Source organism: Haliea alexandrii (genome assembly GCF_003719295.1).
In the GTDB taxonomy this organism is placed as follows: Bacteria; Pseudomonadota; Gammaproteobacteria; order Pseudomonadales; family Halieaceae; genus Haliea; species Haliea alexandrii.
On sequence record NZ_RFLW01000001.1, the window covers coordinates 146,119 to 162,261 of the forward strand.

Sequence of the window (16,143 nt, forward strand, 5' to 3'; positions counted from 1 at the left end):
GTCGGTGTGAGATGGCCCGAATAGTAGCCATAACCCATTGTTTTAATTGATTTCAGGTATCGAAAAGTTTAACAAGTACCCCCAAAAATACCCCCAAGTCTTTTTGTCACCACCTTTTCACGCCAGCCGGTCGGGGGTCTCAACCTTAGCATTCCTTAACTTAACTATATCTCCGTCATAGACCTGTGCTCCCCATTTTGGAAGCGTATAAGTGAGGCTCCCCCGGCGATGCCCAGCCTAGACACTCCGGGTCTTGAGGCTCCCGACTATGCGAGTGGTTTAAGTTACAAGTGTCTGGACAGCTATCGCACTGCGTGCGGGATTGGCTCGCTGATTTATGTTATTTTCAGGTTAATTCTAATAACAGGTCAGCCCCTATGAGCGGTGAATTATTCCAGATAGCCTTTACTTTGGTATTCCAAATCCCATTGGCGTTGGTGGTTTGGGGGTGGGGTCGAAGATACGATAAACGCTATGTTTTGGCCACCATACTAACTTTGATACCTTTAATTGGTGTGTTCTATTTTTATTGGTACATCTACAAAACTGTCCGCTACCTGTTGGACATGGCGCGTCCCGAACCCATGGGGTGACAACAACCTGCGCTTTCCTAATGAAACTAGCTAAGGTTCTTTGAAAGCGTTTCATTTCGCGGGGGCGCTGAGTCGCGGTATTCTGCTAGATACCTTCACCCGGTTGCCTGGTTGTTGTTTATGACTGAACAAAGGTACTCCCCAGCACCAGCCGCACGGGGGCGCGGAGTCGTGAATAACGGGAGTTTTTCGGTACTGCTAGGGGGTGGTGGTTCATGCCCGCCGTTCGCTCGAACAATGCAACCACATAGTGAAAAATCTCATATATGGCGGGGCTTTACGCTTCCTAGCCCCCGTAGCGTCAAACTGTCCGGGAGTACCTTCGGACACGTCCGGTCATGTTCGCCGGACACCTGTATTTTGAAAACTGAATTTTTACGGCGAGAAAAAAGACTACCCACGCGGTTTTGCTGGTGAAGCCCTTTTGACTTTTACCCACCCACCGCCGTGCGGCGCGCACAAAAATAGTACAGATTAGTGTGACAGCGACTATAGGCGCGGTTTCCGGTATGCCGGTCAATCACTTTCTGCCTACCCCCCCCCGGCGGTGGACTATGCTGGTGCTACACTCAAACCATGAAACCAGCCAACAACAAGCCCGCTCAGACACGCCAGGAAGCCGCTGAACGGCGCTCCCATCACAAGCTCATCGCGTGGGTGTTCCTGCCGGGCGCTCTGCTGGGCTTCGGAGCGGCTGTACTGGTGATGGATCGGTGGGGCTAGAGACGCACCGCTATGCAAAACAAATATTGTCCCAACTGTGGCGCGCCTCTCGATAAGCCGGGCAGCCTCTGCCGAGACTGCCTTGGGATTGGTGAGCCTAGCAATAAAGCTGAAGATACCAAGCGCATCAGACGGAGTGCAGGGGGTATGCCACGCTGGTTACGCAGATTGCTTCGAGGATCAGTAATCATTCTCTTGCCCTTTGTTTTGGTAGGGGGCGCGTTGTTCGTCGCAATAACTACCGAAAACAAACGAAGCCAGGCGCAGAGTGCGGAATACGAAGCCAAAAAAGCAGAGCGCATAGCCGGAGAGGAAGCAACCCGAGCAGAAATTGAGGAGCGCAGGCTAGCCAGTTCTGAAGAGGAGGCTGAGTGCAAGGCTGACTGGCAGTGCTGGGCAGAGCGTCATTCACTCAGGGCCATTCTGTCTTGCCAGCCGCAAATTGAGAATCAGGCAAAATATGATTTCCGTTGGACGGATAGCTGGCTTCAGCCGAAGTTCTCACGCGTTAGTGCAACAGAGAAGAAAAATATCTTTGTTTACTCAGGGGACAGTTTGCAGTTGCAGAATGGCTTCGGCGCATGGGAAAACCATATCTATCGGTGTCGCTACAACGTCGAGGCTGAAAATGTAGACTTCGTTGAGGTCAAGCCGGGCCGTCTATAATCTCCGCCCGTGCGTCTAGCATCTAGATAGAAAAATATTGCCCCCGACCGAGGGGTCATGCAGACAAGGACTTGCCATGAATACGGAACTAAATTTCGCTCTGCTCGCGGTCCTTCTAAGTACCATAGTTTATTTTCAATTGAAGGACTTCAGAACTCAGTCTATTGAACGAACAGCAGCATTGAACCGGATTTATGAAATTGCAGCACGACTAGATCACTACGAAATCCAACTGGCAATTAGTGGACGCGAGCTTAGGATAATCCTGATGCAGGAGCATAGACCTGAGAAGCTGGAGGAAGCTGAAAATCTGCACGGAAAGCTTCACAATGTCAGAATGCAAATCCTTTTCTTAAAAGCAGACTTAAAAGAGCTATCTCAATTCCTAGACATTAAGAGCGACAACTATGAAATAACAGGTGCTTTCAAAAAAGCCGCGGAAATCGAGAAAAAATCGGAAAACTTGCTTGAAGAGGCTGGTATCTGGAGCCGCCGCTCCATCTTGGTTTCTGCTACAAACAGTAAGCAGTGACAGCCAGATCCTTCAGTGTAACAAGGTGGCGATTGAAGAAACGGCGACGCTCTTTATGGAGTTAAACAGATTTTCTAAGATGAGTACTGCGTTTAGGAGCGTGGCATACCTTGAAAGATGTCCCCAAGTACCCCTCCCGCGTAACTCCCTTTTTATGGGCTGAGAAAATCATCACTCTAAGCCTTTTATGGCTTCTGAAAATCATCACTCTGACAGCGCACTAACTCGCGCTCGATAGCCAGGCGCACGAACTCCGAACGGTTGCGGTGCTGGTGGTGACTGCCCTGCGCCATGACTCTATCCACGGCGGCAACGGTGGCCGACTCCACGGATACAATCAGGCGTTCGGGGTTTCTCAATCGACGTGGGTTAGTGCTCACGGCTTCAACTCTCCTGTGCCAGGGTATCTCCGGTAGAATTTATGGCGATAGGCGACTCAATTCTGCACCCGCCCGCTTGCCATTGACTGCTCTGGAGCTCCATTGAAAGGGGTACCCCCTTGGTAAATATATAAAGGCGTCCACGTTATGGACTAAGCGGTGCCCACCCATCGGACCCGTTTCTGGACCGACTGGTACCTTCCAGCGTCGTCCCGCGCCCTTTGTCGTCCCCGTTTATGGACCGAGCCTAGTCCATGTTCTGGACTGGGTGTTTTGATAGCTTCCAATGAGAATTGCCTCGGCGGCTTATTTGTCGGCGGCACCTCTAACTTACCCTCGCAATCATGTATCTGCACCCATGCCAGCGCATACAAAGCGCATTGCCCGCCAGGATTGGTAAACTTGCCCTCCCGCGTTTTTACTATCAACTCAGCATTCAATAGCTCTGCTACCGCCCGGCTGATTGTCTGCCGTGAACGCCAACCTCGCTTGCTCAGCGTCGAGTATGCGACCTGTAGATCGCCGTTATTCCTGCCGTTGAATTGGCATGCCAGGTCCATCAGCAGCTTTGCGCCAGCGCCAGACAGGTTGCAATAATCTGGATGCTCCCAAACCACACGGGGCAGCGCACCATGACCCGCTCCACTACCCGCACGCCCCTTTGACTTTGTGTAACTACGCCCCATGATCGCCACCACTGCGCCGAAGTATCAGCACGAGGTTGTCCGGCTCACTATCGTAAAGCTCCACTAGCGGGTCCCCGTTCATGATGCGCTGGCGTGCTTCCTGCTCACTATCCGCAGAAACGGCAACATGCACTATCGTTGTGTGACGCGCCTCGAAAACGTAGGTAAACTTGCCGTGGCTGTACTGGTTAGCGCCCTGTGCCGGGGCGCTGGCTTCTCCCTCTCTCATCTCCCCACCTCCACCACCTGCAAGCCGTCCAATTTGGCCTCGGAATCGACTGAATCAGCGCGACTAGCGGCATACCCCTTACTGATGGGCCGGTGAGCGTAAAGCGGGCATTTGGGGGACGTACACGCGCTGATTTGCTGTCGCCAGTTACCCTCCGCCATTGGGTCATAGATACACTCGCGGCACTTATCGTTGATTGCCTTACGCAAGCTCATACAGCCCCCTTCACTTGGTCGCGCTCAGCGATACGGGACGCTATCCAAGTTTGCACCTCAGCAGCCACCCATGCGGATGCGCGGGTACCTATCTTCACGGGACGCGGGAATGTTCCTGCCTGAATTTCAGCGTAGATTGCACTGCGCTTTTTGCCGGTCGCGCTTTCGACTTCCGGCAGGCGCAATAGCGTAGTGGAGTTGTTCGGTTGTATTGCCATGCTTCCGGCCCTCCGTGGGCGTTATTGGATACATGGACAGGATGACGCTAAACCCGAGGGCAGATAATTAGCGAAAAATATGGGAAGTTACGTTTTTTGTGCTAATCCTCCTATTAAAGAATATTCTGTCGACCGCGACCTACGGATATCAAAAAATATTGTCCGCTTCGGTTTCCTTTGGTACTCCCTTCGTACACCTAACGACATCCGCAGCAGTAAAAGTACAGTCGAACAGAAACGAGGTAATATCTGCGACAATTTCTCGCTTCCACTGCCCCGTCTTCCGCATGATATGTCTCGAAAGTACTCTAACAAAGTAAACGCGGTCTGCCTTGCCCCCCCTTACCTGAGTTAAATGAGCTGGATCGTAGTGGAAGCTCTCCATTATAGCTTCCCGCATAGCCATAATTGGTTTCAAAGGATCATTCTGGGGCATTATGCTTTCCAGCTTAGTGATAAGACCCTCCTCCCCACCCTGACTACTACCCCCGCTTATAAGATCAAAGTAAGACTCATCGGGTATACATAATCCGGCTGGCATGTTTATCCAAAGGTCTTGTAACTCATCCAATTTACGGACAAACGATTCTCTCCAGGTGAGCACTTCGGCCTGAGTACCATACTTTTTATCAGTGAATTTTCTACAGCAAATAATCAGCACGAATAAGTCTTGTTGGCCGCGCACCGGGTCGCCTTCAAAAAACCTCCCAGCTCGACGCCAGACATGAGAAAGACTTGGTGAAATCAAAGCTTGATATGCTTCGTTAGCGTGCTTGATCTCTAAATCATGAGGATCATCAGGGTAACCTTCTATCACCGATCTCGCGTAATCGTAGGTTTGGGCCTCCAACCATTCCGGGCAATCGTTCATGAGAGAATCCTTTCTATAAAGAGTTGTCAGGTCGGCGGTTTTCTAGCGCACCAAATTCACCCACCACAACATTACCACCCTGAGCCTGCACCCGGAGCACATCAAGGTAGTCTGCCCACCCCTGCATCATGGTACGGCGGCCTTCTATGTGACTGGTGCGGTTGTAGGCTCTACCATTGGCATCGCGGACGGCGTGCGCTAACTGGTGCTCTATCCAGTCCACCCTATACCCCAGCGTTTCATCTAGCAGCGTGCGCGCCATTGCACGGAAGCCGTGCGGTGTCATGGTGTCCTTGTCGTAGCCGATAGTACGCAGCGCAATTCTGACAGCGTTATCAGACATACAGCGACTAGCACCCCTCGCACTTGGGAAAACATAACGCCCCCGGCCAGTCAGCGGTTGCAGCTCCCGCAGTATCTCCTGAGCCTGAGCCGATAGCGGCACAACATGGGGCAGCTTCATTTTCATTCGTTCGGCGGGCAGCTCCCACTGTGCGGCGTCCCAATTTATCTCTGCCCATTCCATTGCGCGAATCTCTCCGGGGCGCTGAAACAATAGTGGAGACAACAGCAGTGCAGCCTTAACCGTCGGCGTGCCCTCGAAGCCGTCCATAGCCACCAGCAGCTTACCGACGCCAGCAGGGTCAGTAATGGCGGCATGGTGCTTTTTAGCTCGCTTGGGGGTTAGTGCGCCTTTCAGGTCGGCGGATGGGTCACGCTCCGCCCTGCCGGTGGCGACGGCGTAACGGAACACCTGTCCGGCGGTTTGCTTGGCACGGTGGGCAATGTCATACGCGCCCCGGCTCTCAACACGGCGTAGTGCCGCCAGTAGCTCTGGTGCGGTAATAGATGCGATGGGCCGGGCACCTAGCGGCGGGTATAAGTCTTTTTCGAGAATGCGGCCTGTGCGGTCACGATAACTAGCTGACTTGGTGGGCATTACTTGGTTGAACCACTCACGGGCCACAGCTTCAAAGCTATTGGATGACGCTAGGTGTTGAGTCAGCTTCTCAACCTTGCGCTGATTGCCGGGGTCAATACCTTCCGCCAGCTTTTCGCGTGCCTCTTGGTGGCGCTTGCGCGCCGTCGCCAGGCTTACGTCGGGGTATACCCCAAGTGACAGCAGCTTTTCCTTACCAGCGAAGCGGTACTTGTAGTGCCACAGCTTACCCCCGGCAGGCTTCACCAGCAGGAACAGCCCGCCCCCGTCCGCCAGCTTGCGCGGCTTCTCCGTTGGCTTGGCCTGTTTCACCTCGGTTGCTGTTAGCTTTGCCATACCCTGCACTCCCGTTGAAGGTGCGCCGATTTGGGGGTATCGCACTTGGGGGTATGCAAAGTACCCCCAGAATTACCCCCACTTTTTGAGGATTCTACCGAATACCCCCGGACGGCTATGGAATGAGTATATACAAAAAAGCCCTGATTCACAGGGCCTTAGGGACGTTTGCGGATGTTGTTGGATGGGTAAATGGTCGGTGTGAGAGGATTCGAACCTCCGACCCCTTCGTCCCGAACGAAGTGCGCTACCAGGCTGCGCTACACACCGAGTTTTTGAGGAGCGCAAATATACCAGAGCCCCGTGCGGGAACCAAGGGCCTCTCAGTTGCGCCGGGCCTGCTCGCTTAACTTCAGTAGATACCAGCCCACTTGGCAATCAGCTGACTCATCAGGCTGAAGCCGACCACCACCACCATCAGCAGCACCAGCAGCCTCATGGGCTTAAACGGCTTGCGCTCTACCGAATTCACGCCGCGGGTGACGAATTCATCCACCTTCGCCTGATCTTCAGGGTACAGGCGAGGCTGGTTATCTGGTTGGGCATTTTGATCCGACATCACATCCTCCCGGTAGCAGGTAACATATTCTCCCCGCATGCCGCGGAAATGTCACGCGTCTGCCATGGTCTCGCCCAGATCAGATGGCGCAATGGCCCGCGGCAGAACGCACGGGCCAAACGCCGGGCCAGAATCAGCCGGCCACATCAAACAACGCGTCGGGCATATCCATGAGGTTTTCGGCGCCGGAGAGCAGTGCCTGCTTGTGCGCGAGCGTACGCGGCAGCAAACGGTCGAAGTAGAATCGCGCGGTCAACACCTTGGCCTCATAGAAGGCGGTATCACCGTCGGCAGCGGCCATTTTCTGCCGCGACAGCACGGCCATGCGCGCCCAGAAGTACGCGAGTGTGACGTAGCCGCTGTACATCAGGTAATCAACCGCGGCGGCACCCGCTTCATCCGGATTCTGCATCGCTTTCTCGCCAATTTTCAGCGAGAGCTCCAACCACTCGTCCTTGTAGGTCTTGAGGGCGCTGGTGAACTGCTCATCGGCCGCATCGGTGTTGGCGTCGCAGAAGGCGCCGATGATCTCGGTGAAGCCCATCAGCAGCTTGCCACCGGAACCAAGTACCTTGCGTCCAATCAGGTCGAGCGCCTGAATGCCGGTGGTGCCTTCGTAAAGCATGGCGATGCGTGCGTCGCGCACAATCTGCTCCATGCCCCATTCCTTGATGAAGCCGTGGCCGCCGTACACCTGCACGCCCAAATTGGCCGCTTCATAACCGGTTTCGGTCACAAACGCCTTGGCAATAGGTGTCAGCAGCGCCAGCAGCTCGTCAGCCGCCTTGGCGTCGTCCTCACTGCCGGTGTGCACGATATCACCCTGCTGGGAAAGGAAATACAGCAACGCGCGGCTGCCTTCCACAAAGGCTTTCTGCGTGAGCAGCATGCGGCGCACATCGGGGTGCACGATGATGGGGTCAGCGGGGCCATCCGGGTTTTTCGGGCCAGTGAGGCTGCGCATGGCCAGGCGGTCGCGGGCGTAGGCCAGCGCACCCTGGTAAGACAGTTCACCGTGGGCCAGGCCCTGGATCGCGGTGCCGATACGCGCGGTGTTCATGAAGGTGAACATGGCATTCAGGCCGCGGTTGGGTGGGCCAATCAGGTAGCCGGTTGCGCCGTCGAAGTTGAGCACACAGGTCGCGGAAGCTTTGATACCCATTTTCTTTTCAATGGAGGCGCAGTGCACACCGTTGCGCTCGCCCAGGCTGCCATCGTCGTTCACGTTGAACTTGGGCACAATAAACAGGGAAATACCCTTGGTGCCTTCGGGCGCATCGGGGAGGCGCGCCAGCACAATGTGAACGATGTTCTCCGCCATGTCGTGCTCACCGGCACTGATGAAGATTTTGGTGCCGGAGATGGCGTAGCTGCCATCTGCCTGAGGCTCGGCCTTGGTGCGCAGCAGGCCGAGGTCGCTGCCACAATGAGCCTCCGTGAGGCACATGGTGCCGGTCCAGCCACCCTCGACCAGTCGCGTCAGGTACTTCTGTTTCTGCGCCTCATCGCCATGCTCTTCGATCGTTTTGATGGCGCCGTGGCTGAGACCGGGGTACATCAGCCAGGACCAGTTGGCGGTGCCGGCGAGTTCGTTGGCGACAATGCCAAGCAGGTCGGGCATGCCCTGGCCGCCGTAGGCGGTATCGGCAGCCAATGCCGGCCAGCCGTTAGCCACGAATTGCTGGTAGGCCTCGGGAAAACCCTTGGGTGTGGTGACAACGCCATCCTTCCAGCTGCAACCTTCTTCATCACCCGGCTCGTTGAGCGGTGACAACACGTTCTCGGCGAACTTGGCGCCCTCTTCCACGATGGCATCCATCAGTTCTTGCGTGGCTTCTTCATAGCCAGGCAGGCGCTTATACAGAGCCTCGGATTCAAGCAACTCGTTCATCACAAACCGGATATCCCGGAGCGGCGCTTTATACTGCGGCATGCTGTTACCTCGCAATGCAGGTGGACCCATGTTTTCGGTGCTCACATTTTGCGCGAATTACAACCGAAGTCAAATATCTTTTGCAGAATTTGCCAGGCAGCGCACAGTGGCGAGTGAACAGCCCATACCGGTAGCTGGTGCTGAGAGGAGCGCGCCGAACACAGCCCGAAAGTTATAAAAGTGGCTTTATATCAATATGTTGCGCGGCAGCCTCGGGGTCGAAAGGCGACAGGTGGGGCAGCTCACCCAGCAGGGGCGCCGGCAACAGTTGACGCAATGTGTCCACATTTTCCTCGTGGCAGGACATGCGCTCGCCGGGCTGATTGGCCACCCAGCCAGCCAGACGCAGGCCATCGGCGCGGATGGCTTCGGCGGTGAGCAGGGCGTGGTTGATACAACCGAGACGCATGCCCACTACCAGGATCACATCACTTCCCAGTGCCACAGCGAGGTCAGCCAGGGTTTCACGCGGGCCCAGTGGCACGCGCCAGCCGCCGGCACCCTCCACCAGCACCAGGTCCGCTCCGCTGGCAAAAACACCCCGACAGAGCCCCGCCAGGCGCTCCACCTGCAGGCGCTTGCCCACGCGCGCCGCGGCGATGTGGGGAGCAATGGCGGGCTGCAGGGCCACCGGATTGACCTGCTCGTAGGGCAGGGACATATTCATGGCCGCCTGCAACGCGAGCGCGTCTTCATTGTGCCCCTGCGCGTCACAGCCCGCTGCCACCGGCTTGACTGCTGCGGTGCGCAGCCCCCGCGCCCCGGCCGCGTGCAGCAGCGCGCAACTGACCGCTGTCTTGCCCACTTCGGTGTCGGTGCCGGTCACAAAATACCTGCGGCTCATGGCTTCTCCAGTGTCCCGTAGATGACATCATAGGTGGCGGGCAGCCCACTGGGCTCGCGCCATGTTTCGTAGGCCCGCACCATGGCCGCAAGGCGCTGGCGGCCAGTCAGGCCGGACGGGCGCTTGCTGTTCATATTGTGCGCACCCAGCGTTTTCAGCTCGTGCAGGAGTTCCGTCGCCTTGTCATAGCGCAGCACGATGCGCTCGCTCTGCAGCGTGAGACGCACGCCGGGGGTGGCATCGGCGGCGGCCTGTAGCAGTGCCGGCGGCAGAAAGTCATTCACATGCTGGCCGCCGTCCGCCGCCGCCCAGGCCTGTCGCAACTCGTGCAGGGTCGCCGGGCCGAGGGAGCTGAAAAAGCACCGCCCACCGGCAGCCAGTACCCGGGCCAATTCGGCAAACAGCAGGTCCGGGCGGTAGCACCACTGAAAGGCCAGGCTGCTGAACACAAGGTCTATGGAACCCGCTGCCAGGGGTAAAGCTTCGGCATCCCCGGCGACCCAGGCGGTGCCCTCGGGGTGCTGGGTACGCGCCCAGGAGAGCATGCCCTGAGCGAGGTCCAGGCCAATATAATCGGCCTCCGGATAGCGCGCGGCCAGCTGTGGCTGGAAGTAGCCTGTACCACAGCCGAGGTCCAGCACTGTGGCGGGGGGGCTGCCAAGCGGAGGATGTAGACGAAGCAAGCGCTCACCCACATCACGTTGCAAGGCGGCAACGCTGTCATAGCGCGGTGCGGCGCGGCTGAAGGATTGGGCAATCGCCTGCTTACTGACCGGCGCCTGCTGGGCTGCCAGCGTGGCTTCGGTGCCGGGGGCCTCGTACGCAACAATACGCTGCAGGGCACTTGCCAGCGCAACCGGCGCCGCGAGGGGCAGCGCGTGGCATGTGCCCGGCCAGGTCTCTACGGAGGCCGCTGCTGTTCCCGCCAACAGCTCACGCAGGCGCTCACCAATGACGTCAGGCACCAGCGCATCCGCGCCGGCAAGCAAATGCTGCTGCGGGCAGGTCAGCGCGGGGAGCACGCTGCGCATATCCAGCTCCGCCAACCACTGCAAGCCCGCAGCCAGCGCGGGCGTGGACCAGCCAGTACTCTGCGCGGCCAGCTGACGGGCCAGTGCCCGCTCCTCGGCATGCCCCTGGCACTGCAATGTGATGAAACGACGTAAGGTACGCGCAGGATTGCGCGCCAGCTCATGCTGAAAACTCGCCAGCTCTGGAGGCGCCACACCCGGCCAGCTGCCCTCGGCACTGAATCGCGGGTTACTGGCCACGGTGACCAGCCCGCTTGCGCGCTGCGGCGCCTGGGTTGCCAGCGCAGCCGCCAGCTGCCCGCCCAGCGACCAGCCAACGTATACGGCCCGCGATGGCGCAAGGGCCAGCACCTGGTCCACCACCTCGTGCACCGAGGCAACAGGACGCCAGTCAATCAAAGTCACGTTCGCCCAGCCACGCAGGGCAGCGAGCAAGGGGCGCCAGCAATCACTGCTGCCCGCCCAACCGTGCAGCAGCACCAGGTCTACCGATGAGGGCTGATTCGCGCGCAGGTACTCGGCGGTGACGGGTACATCAGGCACCTGACCAGCACTCCGCCAGCGCGTCCAGCAGCGCGCTGACCTGCGCCGGGGAGTGCGCGGCAGTCAGTGTAATACGCAGGCGCGAGGTGCCGGTGGGCACCGTGGGCGGGCGAATGGCACTGATCAAGAAGCCGCGTTCACGCAGGCGCTGGCTGAGACGCATGGCGCGCTCGGGGTCACCCACCAGCAGCGGCTGGATCGCACTGGATGACGCCATCAGCGGCAAGCCACTCTGCGCGGCGCCGCGGCGAAACAGGTCGATCAGCTGCTCAAGGTGCGTGCGGCGCCAGGCTTCCTCACCCAGCAGTTGCAACGCAGTGAGGCTCGCGGCTGCCAATGCGGGTGGCATGGCGGTGGTGTAGATGTAATTCCGTGTGGACTGGATAAGCGCCTCGATGAGCAGTTCGCTGCCCGCCACAAACGCACCGGAGGTGCCCAGTGCTTTGCCCAGGGTTGCCATCAACACCGGCACATCGCGCTCAGTCAACCCTGCCGCCTGCAGGCTGCCGGCACCACTCGCGCCGTGTACACCGAAGCCGTGGGCATCATCGACCATCAGCCAGGCCTGGTGGCTGGCGCAGGTGGCCGCCAGCTCTGCCAGCGGTGCGGTGTCGCCGTCCATACTGAACACGCCGTCAACGGCAACCAATGCGGGTCCGGGGGCCGCGCCGAGTTTGCGCGCCAGGTCGGCGCAGTCGTTGTGTGCGAAACGGCGCAGCCGTGCGCCGCTGTGCAGGCCACCATCCAGCAGGGAGGCATGGTTCAAACGGTCCTGGAGTACGGTATCACCGGGCTGCAACAGGGCCTGCAGCACGCCGGTATTCGCGGCGTAGCCGCTGGAGAACAACAGCGCCCGCGGCCTGCCGGTAAACGCGGCGAGGGCCTCTTCCAGTTCGCGGTGCGGGCCGCTGTGGCCACACACCAGGTGCGATGCCCCGCTGCCCACTCCCCAGCGCTCGGCAGCAGCGCGCAGGCTGGCAATCACCTTGGGGTGGGCAGCAAGGCCGAGGTAGTCGTTGCTGCAGAAATTGATGTACTCGCGCCCGGCGAGCCGCACCGCCGGCCCCTGCGCCGACTCAAGGGTCAGGCGCTGGCGATACAGTCCGGCCGCACGGCGCGCCTCCAGCACCGCCCGCAGACGTTGCGGAAAGGCCTCCTTCACGGCGTCGGCGGCTAGTGCGCCACCGCGGCTGCGTCGTAGAACTGGGGCGTCGGCACCGCGGGAGCACTGTCCACCTCGCGCTGCTCCGGACGAATGCCCAGACGCTGGAATAACGCCATGTCGGCATTCGCCTGCGGGTTCGGCGTGGTGAGCAGCTTTTCGCCGTAGAAGATGGAGTTGGCGCCGGCAAAGTAGGCCAGTGCGTGCATCTGCTCGTTCATTGACTCGCGCCCGGCGGACAGGCGCACGTGTGACGCGGGCATGAGAATGCGCGCCACCGCAATGGTGCGAATAAAATCAAAGGGATCCAGGTCTGCCTCATCCGCCAGCGGCGTGCCCTCTACCCGCACCAGCATGTTGATGGGCACGCTTTCGGGGTGCTCGGGCAGGTTGGCCAGTTGCTGCAGCAGGCCGGCGCGGTCGCGCTGCGACTCGCCCATGCCCACAATGCCGCCGCTACACACTTTCATGCCCGCCTCGCGCACATGGCCGAGCGTATCGAGCCGATCGTTATAGGTGCGTGTCGTAATCACTTCCCCGTAATACTCAGGAGAGGTGTCGAGGTTGTGGTTGTAGTAGTCGAGACCGGCCTCTGCCAGCTCCCTGGCCTGCGCCTCGGTAAGCATGCCCAGAGTCATGCAGCTCTCCAGGCCCAGTTCGCGCACCCCTTTGACCATGGCCACCACATAGGGCATGTCGCGCGCCTTGGGCGAGCGCCAGGCGGCGCCCATACAGAACCGCGTCGCGCCGCTGGATTTCGCCGCCTGCGCCTGCGCCAGTACTTTCTCCACCTCCATCAGCTTTTCCGCTTCCAGCCCGGTGTCGTAACGGTTGCTCTGCGGGCAGTAGGCGCAATCCTCGGGGCAGGCGCCGGTTTTGATGGAAAGCAGCGTGCTCACCTGCACCTCGTTCGGGTCAAAATAGGCGCGGTGCACGCTGTGCGCGCGAAACAGCAGATCGTTGAAAGGCAGCGCCAGCAGCGCCTCGATGTCTCCGCGGCTCCAGTCGTGGCGAAGGGGTGCGGGCGCGGTGGCAGGAGCATTCATGACGGATATCCATGGCAATAGACTAGAACACGACATGATAAGCCGCGGCGGCGCGCTGTCAACCTGGAGCGTGACCTTTGGTTGACAGATGGGGCCGCCGGCTGCTGGACGGGCTGTTTCCACAGCTTTGCCTGTTATGCCGGCTGCCGAGCGCCAGCCACCTGCCCCTGTGCGCCTGTTGCGCCGCGCAGCTGGTGGAAAACCACGCGTGCTGTCGCTGCTGTGCGCTGCCGCTGCCGGACGACAATACGGAGTTGTGCGCGGCCTGCCTACAACGCCCGCCGGCCCTGGACCGGGTTATCGCGCCCTTCCTGTACGAGCCGCACCTCGGCTACATCATCGCTCGATGGAAGTTCCAGCGGGAACGGCGCCTGAGCGGTTTGCTGGCGGAACTCTGGCTGTCCACGGTGGAACCACCGCGGGACCGCGACTTGCTACTGCCTGTGCCGATTCACTGGCGCCGGTTACTGGGCCGCGGTTTCAACCAGGCCACGCTGCTGGCAATGGCACTGCAGGACCGCGACCCCGGCCTACGGCCACTGCCGCTGCCCGTGCGCGTGCTGCGCCGGACGCGCGCAGCGCCCGCTCAAGCCACCCTCACGGCACACCAACGCGCGCACAATCTGCGCGGTGCGTTTGCCCTGGGGGCGTCAGTAAATGGACAGCGCATTGCCGTGATCGACGATGTGATGACCACCGGGGCCACCGCCGAAGCCATCGCCAGGTTGCTGAAGAGCGCCGGCGCAGCGGATGTGCAACTCTGGTGCCTGGCTCGCACCCCGCCTCCGGCGACCTGATACACTGCGCGCGTCGCACCGCTGGCCGCGGTGGAGCCTGGAGCACCCTGATGACCCCTGCCGAACACCCTTACGATCGCCTGTCACCCGACTGTGTTATTGATGCCGTCGAGTCCGCCGGTTACCTCTGCGACGCGCGCCTGCTGGCGCTGAACAGCTATGAAAACCGCGTCTATCAGGTAGGCATTGAGGACGCACAACCACTGATTGCCAAGTTCTATCGGCCGGGGCGCTGGACGGACGAGCAGATTCTGGAAGAACACGCCTTCAGCCTGGAGTTGCAGGACGCGGAAATCTCCGTGGTCGCACCACTGGTTGACGCCTCCGGCAACAGCCTGCACCGGCACGAAGGCTTTCGCTTTGCGCTTTTTCCGCGCCGCGGCGGCTACCCGCCGGAACTGGATAACATGGACAGCCTGCTGGTGCTGGGCCGCACGCTGGGCCGCATCCACACTGTGGGCGCCAGCGCACGCTTCCAGTACCGCCCCACACTCAGTGTCGAGAACATGCTCACACACAACCGCGGCTACCTGTTGGAGCACTTTATTCCCCGCGACCTGCAGCCGGCCTACGACAGCCTCACCCGCGACTTGCTGGCGGTGGTTCTGCCACTGTACGGCGAGGTGCAGGACGAAGACCTGATCCGCGTGCACGGCGACTGCCACATCGGCAACATACTCTGGCGCGACAACTGCGCGCACTTCGTCGACCTGGACGACTGTTGCATGGCACCCGCGGTGCAAGACCTCTGGATGTGCCTGAGCGGCGAGCGTCATGAACGCGAGCTGCAGCTGGCCGAGCTGATAGAGGGTTACAACGAATTCGGTGATTTCGCACCGCGCCAGCTGCGCTGGATAGAAGCACTGCGCACCCTGCGCCTGGTCAACTACGCCGCCTGGCTGGCCCGCCGCTGGAGCGACCCCGCCTTTCCGCGCAGCTTCACCTGGTTCAACACCGAGCGCTACTGGGCGAGCCACGTGCTGGAGCTGCGCGAACAGCTCGCGGCGCTGCAGGAAGAGCCCCTGCGCCTCCTCTAGCGCAGGGCCAACGTGTGGGGGTGCGGCCGGCCAGGTGCGGCCGGCCAGGGGCGGCACGCGGAATAAACTACCTCCCCGACGCTCCGGCGGGATAAACCACCGACCACAGCCAGCGCAGCAGCGAATTCTCGCGCAGCACCTCGCGGTCAACCGCATCAAAGAACGCCTCCGCGCCCGCCGGGTCGGCAAACAGATCCATACGGGTGGTAAAACCGCGTTGCGGGTCCAATTCCTTTACCACCCGCGCCGGGTTCCCGGCTACCACCACATTCGCCGGCACATCCCGGGTCACCACGGCCTGCGCCGCCACCACGCTGTTGGCACCAATGGTGACGCCCTTGAGCACGGTGGCGTGATCACCCAGCCAGACGTTGTCACCAATATGTACCGGGGTGGGCTCCGGGGCGCGCGCCGTGCGGTCGTACAGCGTGTGCCAATCCGAATCCGTGATGTAGGACCCGTTTGCCATCATCACCCCATCACCAAGCACGATTTCGTCACTGGCACTGAGCCGAGCGCCCGGGCTCATCAACACACAGTCGCCAATCTGAATACGTCCCTGTCCCGCCTCGCGGCCCCACACGCCTATCTGCACCCGGTGCATGGGCTCCCCGATCGCTGTGAAACAGCGCCCGATTCGAATATTGGCGCCGGAAATATGCACGTACCAGGGCTTCATGATGGTGTGATGCGACCCCAACTCGGTGCAGCGCGGGCGCAGGAAGTAATCCGCATACCAGCGCCGGTAGCGCAGGTAGAGTTGTTTTAGCCAGTATGGGCGCAGGTCCTGGTGCATGGTGCA

17 protein-coding genes and 1 tRNA gene are annotated in these 16,143 nt (G+C 59.8%); 5 read left to right on the forward strand and 13 right to left on the reverse strand.

Features of this window, described 5'->3' with window-relative positions; translation table 11 throughout:
• The first annotated feature begins 1,169 nt into the window (after positions 1 to 1,169).
• From EGJ68_RS18050 to EGJ68_RS00680, 3 genes are all read left to right on the forward strand, one after another.
• Complete coding sequence (locus EGJ68_RS18050; protein WP_158283441.1) at positions 1,170 to 1,316, forward strand: hypothetical protein; 147 nt, start codon at positions 1,170 to 1,172, stop codon at positions 1,314 to 1,316.
• A 147-nt stretch (positions 1,317 to 1,463) separates the two neighbouring features.
• Entirely contained in the window at positions 1,464 to 1,982 is a 519-nt protein-coding gene (locus EGJ68_RS00675) for a hypothetical protein (protein WP_123032656.1), read from the forward strand.
• A 76-nt stretch (positions 1,983 to 2,058) separates the two neighbouring features.
• Positions 2,059 to 2,514: a hypothetical protein gene (locus EGJ68_RS00680; RefSeq protein WP_123032657.1), complete on the forward strand. Its 456-nt coding sequence runs from the start codon at positions 2,059 to 2,061 to the stop codon at positions 2,512 to 2,514.
• A gap of 185 nt (positions 2,515 to 2,699) precedes the next feature.
• Here EGJ68_RS00680 and EGJ68_RS00685 read toward each other — a convergent pair whose 3' ends face one another.
• The 12 genes from EGJ68_RS00685 to bioB all read right to left on the reverse strand — a co-directional run bounded on the left by EGJ68_RS00685 (position 2,700) and on the right by bioB (position 13,507).
• Positions 2,700 to 2,894, reverse strand: a complete 195-nt coding sequence (locus tag EGJ68_RS00685; protein WP_123032658.1) for a ribbon-helix-helix domain-containing protein — start codon at positions 2,892 to 2,894, stop codon at positions 2,700 to 2,702.
• Positions 2,895 to 3,569: 675 nt separating this feature from the next.
• A complete protein-coding gene (locus tag EGJ68_RS00690) occupies positions 3,570 to 3,809 on the reverse strand; it encodes a hypothetical protein (protein ID WP_123032659.1) in 240 nt (79 codons plus the stop codon).
• Between the two features lie 211 nt (positions 3,810 to 4,020).
• Positions 4,021 to 4,242 (reverse strand): helix-turn-helix transcriptional regulator, encoded by a 222-nt coding sequence (locus EGJ68_RS18445; RefSeq protein WP_123032661.1) that lies wholly within the window; start codon positions 4,240 to 4,242, stop codon positions 4,021 to 4,023.
• A gap of 148 nt (positions 4,243 to 4,390) precedes the next feature.
• Positions 4,391 to 5,113, reverse strand: coding sequence for a hypothetical protein (locus EGJ68_RS00705; RefSeq protein WP_123032662.1), 723 nt, complete (start codon positions 5,111 to 5,113; stop codon positions 4,391 to 4,393).
• A gap of 13 nt (positions 5,114 to 5,126) precedes the next feature.
• The gene (locus tag EGJ68_RS00710) at positions 5,127 to 6,389 is read right to left on the reverse strand and encodes a tyrosine-type recombinase/integrase (RefSeq protein ID WP_123032663.1); all 1,263 of its coding nucleotides are present in this window, start codon (positions 6,387 to 6,389) and stop codon (positions 5,127 to 5,129) included.
• Between the two features lie 193 nt (positions 6,390 to 6,582).
• Positions 6,583 to 6,659: transfer RNA gene (locus EGJ68_RS00715), tRNA-Pro, on the reverse strand.
• An 82-nt stretch (positions 6,660 to 6,741) separates the two neighbouring features.
• Positions 6,742 to 6,948 (reverse strand): DUF3094 family protein, encoded by a 207-nt coding sequence (locus EGJ68_RS00720; RefSeq protein WP_123032664.1) that lies wholly within the window; start codon positions 6,946 to 6,948, stop codon positions 6,742 to 6,744.
• A gap of 133 nt (positions 6,949 to 7,081) precedes the next feature.
• Positions 7,082 to 8,881 carry an acyl-CoA dehydrogenase C-terminal domain-containing protein gene (locus EGJ68_RS00725; RefSeq protein WP_123032665.1) on the reverse strand — a complete coding sequence of 600 codons (1,800 nt, stop codon included), beginning with the start codon at positions 8,879 to 8,881 and terminating at the stop codon, positions 7,082 to 7,084.
• Between the two features lie 172 nt (positions 8,882 to 9,053).
• Complete coding sequence (bioD, locus tag EGJ68_RS00730) at positions 9,054 to 9,725, reverse strand: dethiobiotin synthase (protein ID WP_123032666.1); 672 nt, start codon at positions 9,723 to 9,725, stop codon at positions 9,054 to 9,056.
• On the reverse strand, positions 9,722 to 11,299 hold the full coding sequence (bioC, locus tag EGJ68_RS00735; RefSeq protein WP_123032667.1) for a malonyl-ACP O-methyltransferase BioC: 1,578 nt from the start codon (positions 11,297 to 11,299) through the stop codon (positions 9,722 to 9,724). The genes bioD and bioC overlap by 4 nt, the downstream gene beginning before the upstream one ends.
• Positions 11,292 to 12,461 (reverse strand): 8-amino-7-oxononanoate synthase, encoded by a 1,170-nt coding sequence (gene bioF, locus EGJ68_RS00740; protein WP_233248626.1) that lies wholly within the window; start codon positions 12,459 to 12,461, stop codon positions 11,292 to 11,294. The genes bioC and bioF overlap by 8 nt, the downstream gene beginning before the upstream one ends.
• Before the next feature lie 11 nt (positions 12,462 to 12,472).
• On the reverse strand, positions 12,473 to 13,507 hold the full coding sequence (bioB, locus tag EGJ68_RS00745; protein WP_123032668.1) for a biotin synthase BioB: 1,035 nt from the start codon (positions 13,505 to 13,507) through the stop codon (positions 12,473 to 12,475).
• 77 nt (positions 13,508 to 13,584) lie between these two features.
• On the opposite strand from bioB, the gene EGJ68_RS00750 reads away from it, so the two are divergent.
• Together EGJ68_RS00750 and EGJ68_RS00755 are read left to right on the forward strand one after the other, a co-directional pair.
• Positions 13,585 to 14,304: a ComF family protein gene (locus EGJ68_RS00750; RefSeq protein WP_123032669.1), complete on the forward strand. Its 720-nt coding sequence runs from the start codon at positions 13,585 to 13,587 to the stop codon at positions 14,302 to 14,304.
• Positions 14,305 to 14,354: 50 nt separating this feature from the next.
• Positions 14,355 to 15,341 (forward strand): serine/threonine protein kinase, encoded by a 987-nt coding sequence (locus tag EGJ68_RS00755; RefSeq protein WP_123032670.1) that lies wholly within the window; start codon positions 14,355 to 14,357, stop codon positions 15,339 to 15,341.
• 67 nt (positions 15,342 to 15,408) lie between these two features.
• On the opposite strand, the gene EGJ68_RS00760 is transcribed toward EGJ68_RS00755, so the two are convergent.
• Entirely contained in the window at positions 15,409 to 16,137 is a 729-nt protein-coding gene (locus EGJ68_RS00760) for an acyltransferase (RefSeq protein WP_123032671.1), read from the reverse strand.
• Positions 16,138 to 16,143: the final 6 nt, after the last annotated feature.

What these genes read in the sequence shown, in the direction of transcription:
- EGJ68_RS18050 (WP_158283441.1), top strand. Translation starts at nt 1,170, where the DNA reads ATGAAACCAGCCAACAACAAGCCCGCTCAGACACGCCAGGAAGCCGCT.
- EGJ68_RS00675 (WP_123032656.1), top strand. Translation starts at nt 1,464, where the DNA reads ATGCCACGCTGGTTACGCAGATTGCTTCGAGGATCAGTAATCATTCTC.
- EGJ68_RS00680 (WP_123032657.1), top strand. Translation starts at nt 2,059, where the DNA reads ATGAATACGGAACTAAATTTCGCTCTGCTCGCGGTCCTTCTAAGTACC.
- EGJ68_RS00690 (WP_123032659.1), bottom strand. Translation starts at nt 3,809, where the DNA reads ATGAGAGAGGGAGAAGCCAGCGCCCCGGCACAGGGCGCTAACCAGTAC.
- EGJ68_RS18445 (WP_123032661.1), bottom strand. Translation starts at nt 4,242, where the DNA reads ATGGCAATACAACCGAACAACTCCACTACGCTATTGCGCCTGCCGGAA.
- EGJ68_RS00705 (WP_123032662.1), bottom strand. Translation starts at nt 5,113, where the DNA reads ATGAACGATTGCCCGGAATGGTTGGAGGCCCAAACCTACGATTACGCG.
- EGJ68_RS00710 (WP_123032663.1), bottom strand. Translation starts at nt 6,389, where the DNA reads ATGGCAAAGCTAACAGCAACCGAGGTGAAACAGGCCAAGCCAACGGAG.
- EGJ68_RS00720 (WP_123032664.1), bottom strand. Translation starts at nt 6,948, where the DNA reads ATGTCGGATCAAAATGCCCAACCAGATAACCAGCCTCGCCTGTACCCT.
- EGJ68_RS00725 (WP_123032665.1), bottom strand. Translation starts at nt 8,881, where the DNA reads ATGCCGCAGTATAAAGCGCCGCTCCGGGATATCCGGTTTGTGATGAAC.
- bioD (WP_123032666.1), bottom strand. Translation starts at nt 9,725, where the DNA reads ATGAGCCGCAGGTATTTTGTGACCGGCACCGACACCGAAGTGGGCAAG.
- bioB (WP_123032668.1), bottom strand. Translation starts at nt 13,507, where the DNA reads ATGAATGCTCCTGCCACCGCGCCCGCACCCCTTCGCCACGACTGGAGC.
- EGJ68_RS00755 (WP_123032670.1), top strand. Translation starts at nt 14,355, where the DNA reads ATGACCCCTGCCGAACACCCTTACGATCGCCTGTCACCCGACTGTGTT.
- EGJ68_RS00760 (WP_123032671.1), bottom strand. Translation starts at nt 16,137, where the DNA reads ATGCACCAGGACCTGCGCCCATACTGGCTAAAACAACTCTACCTGCGC.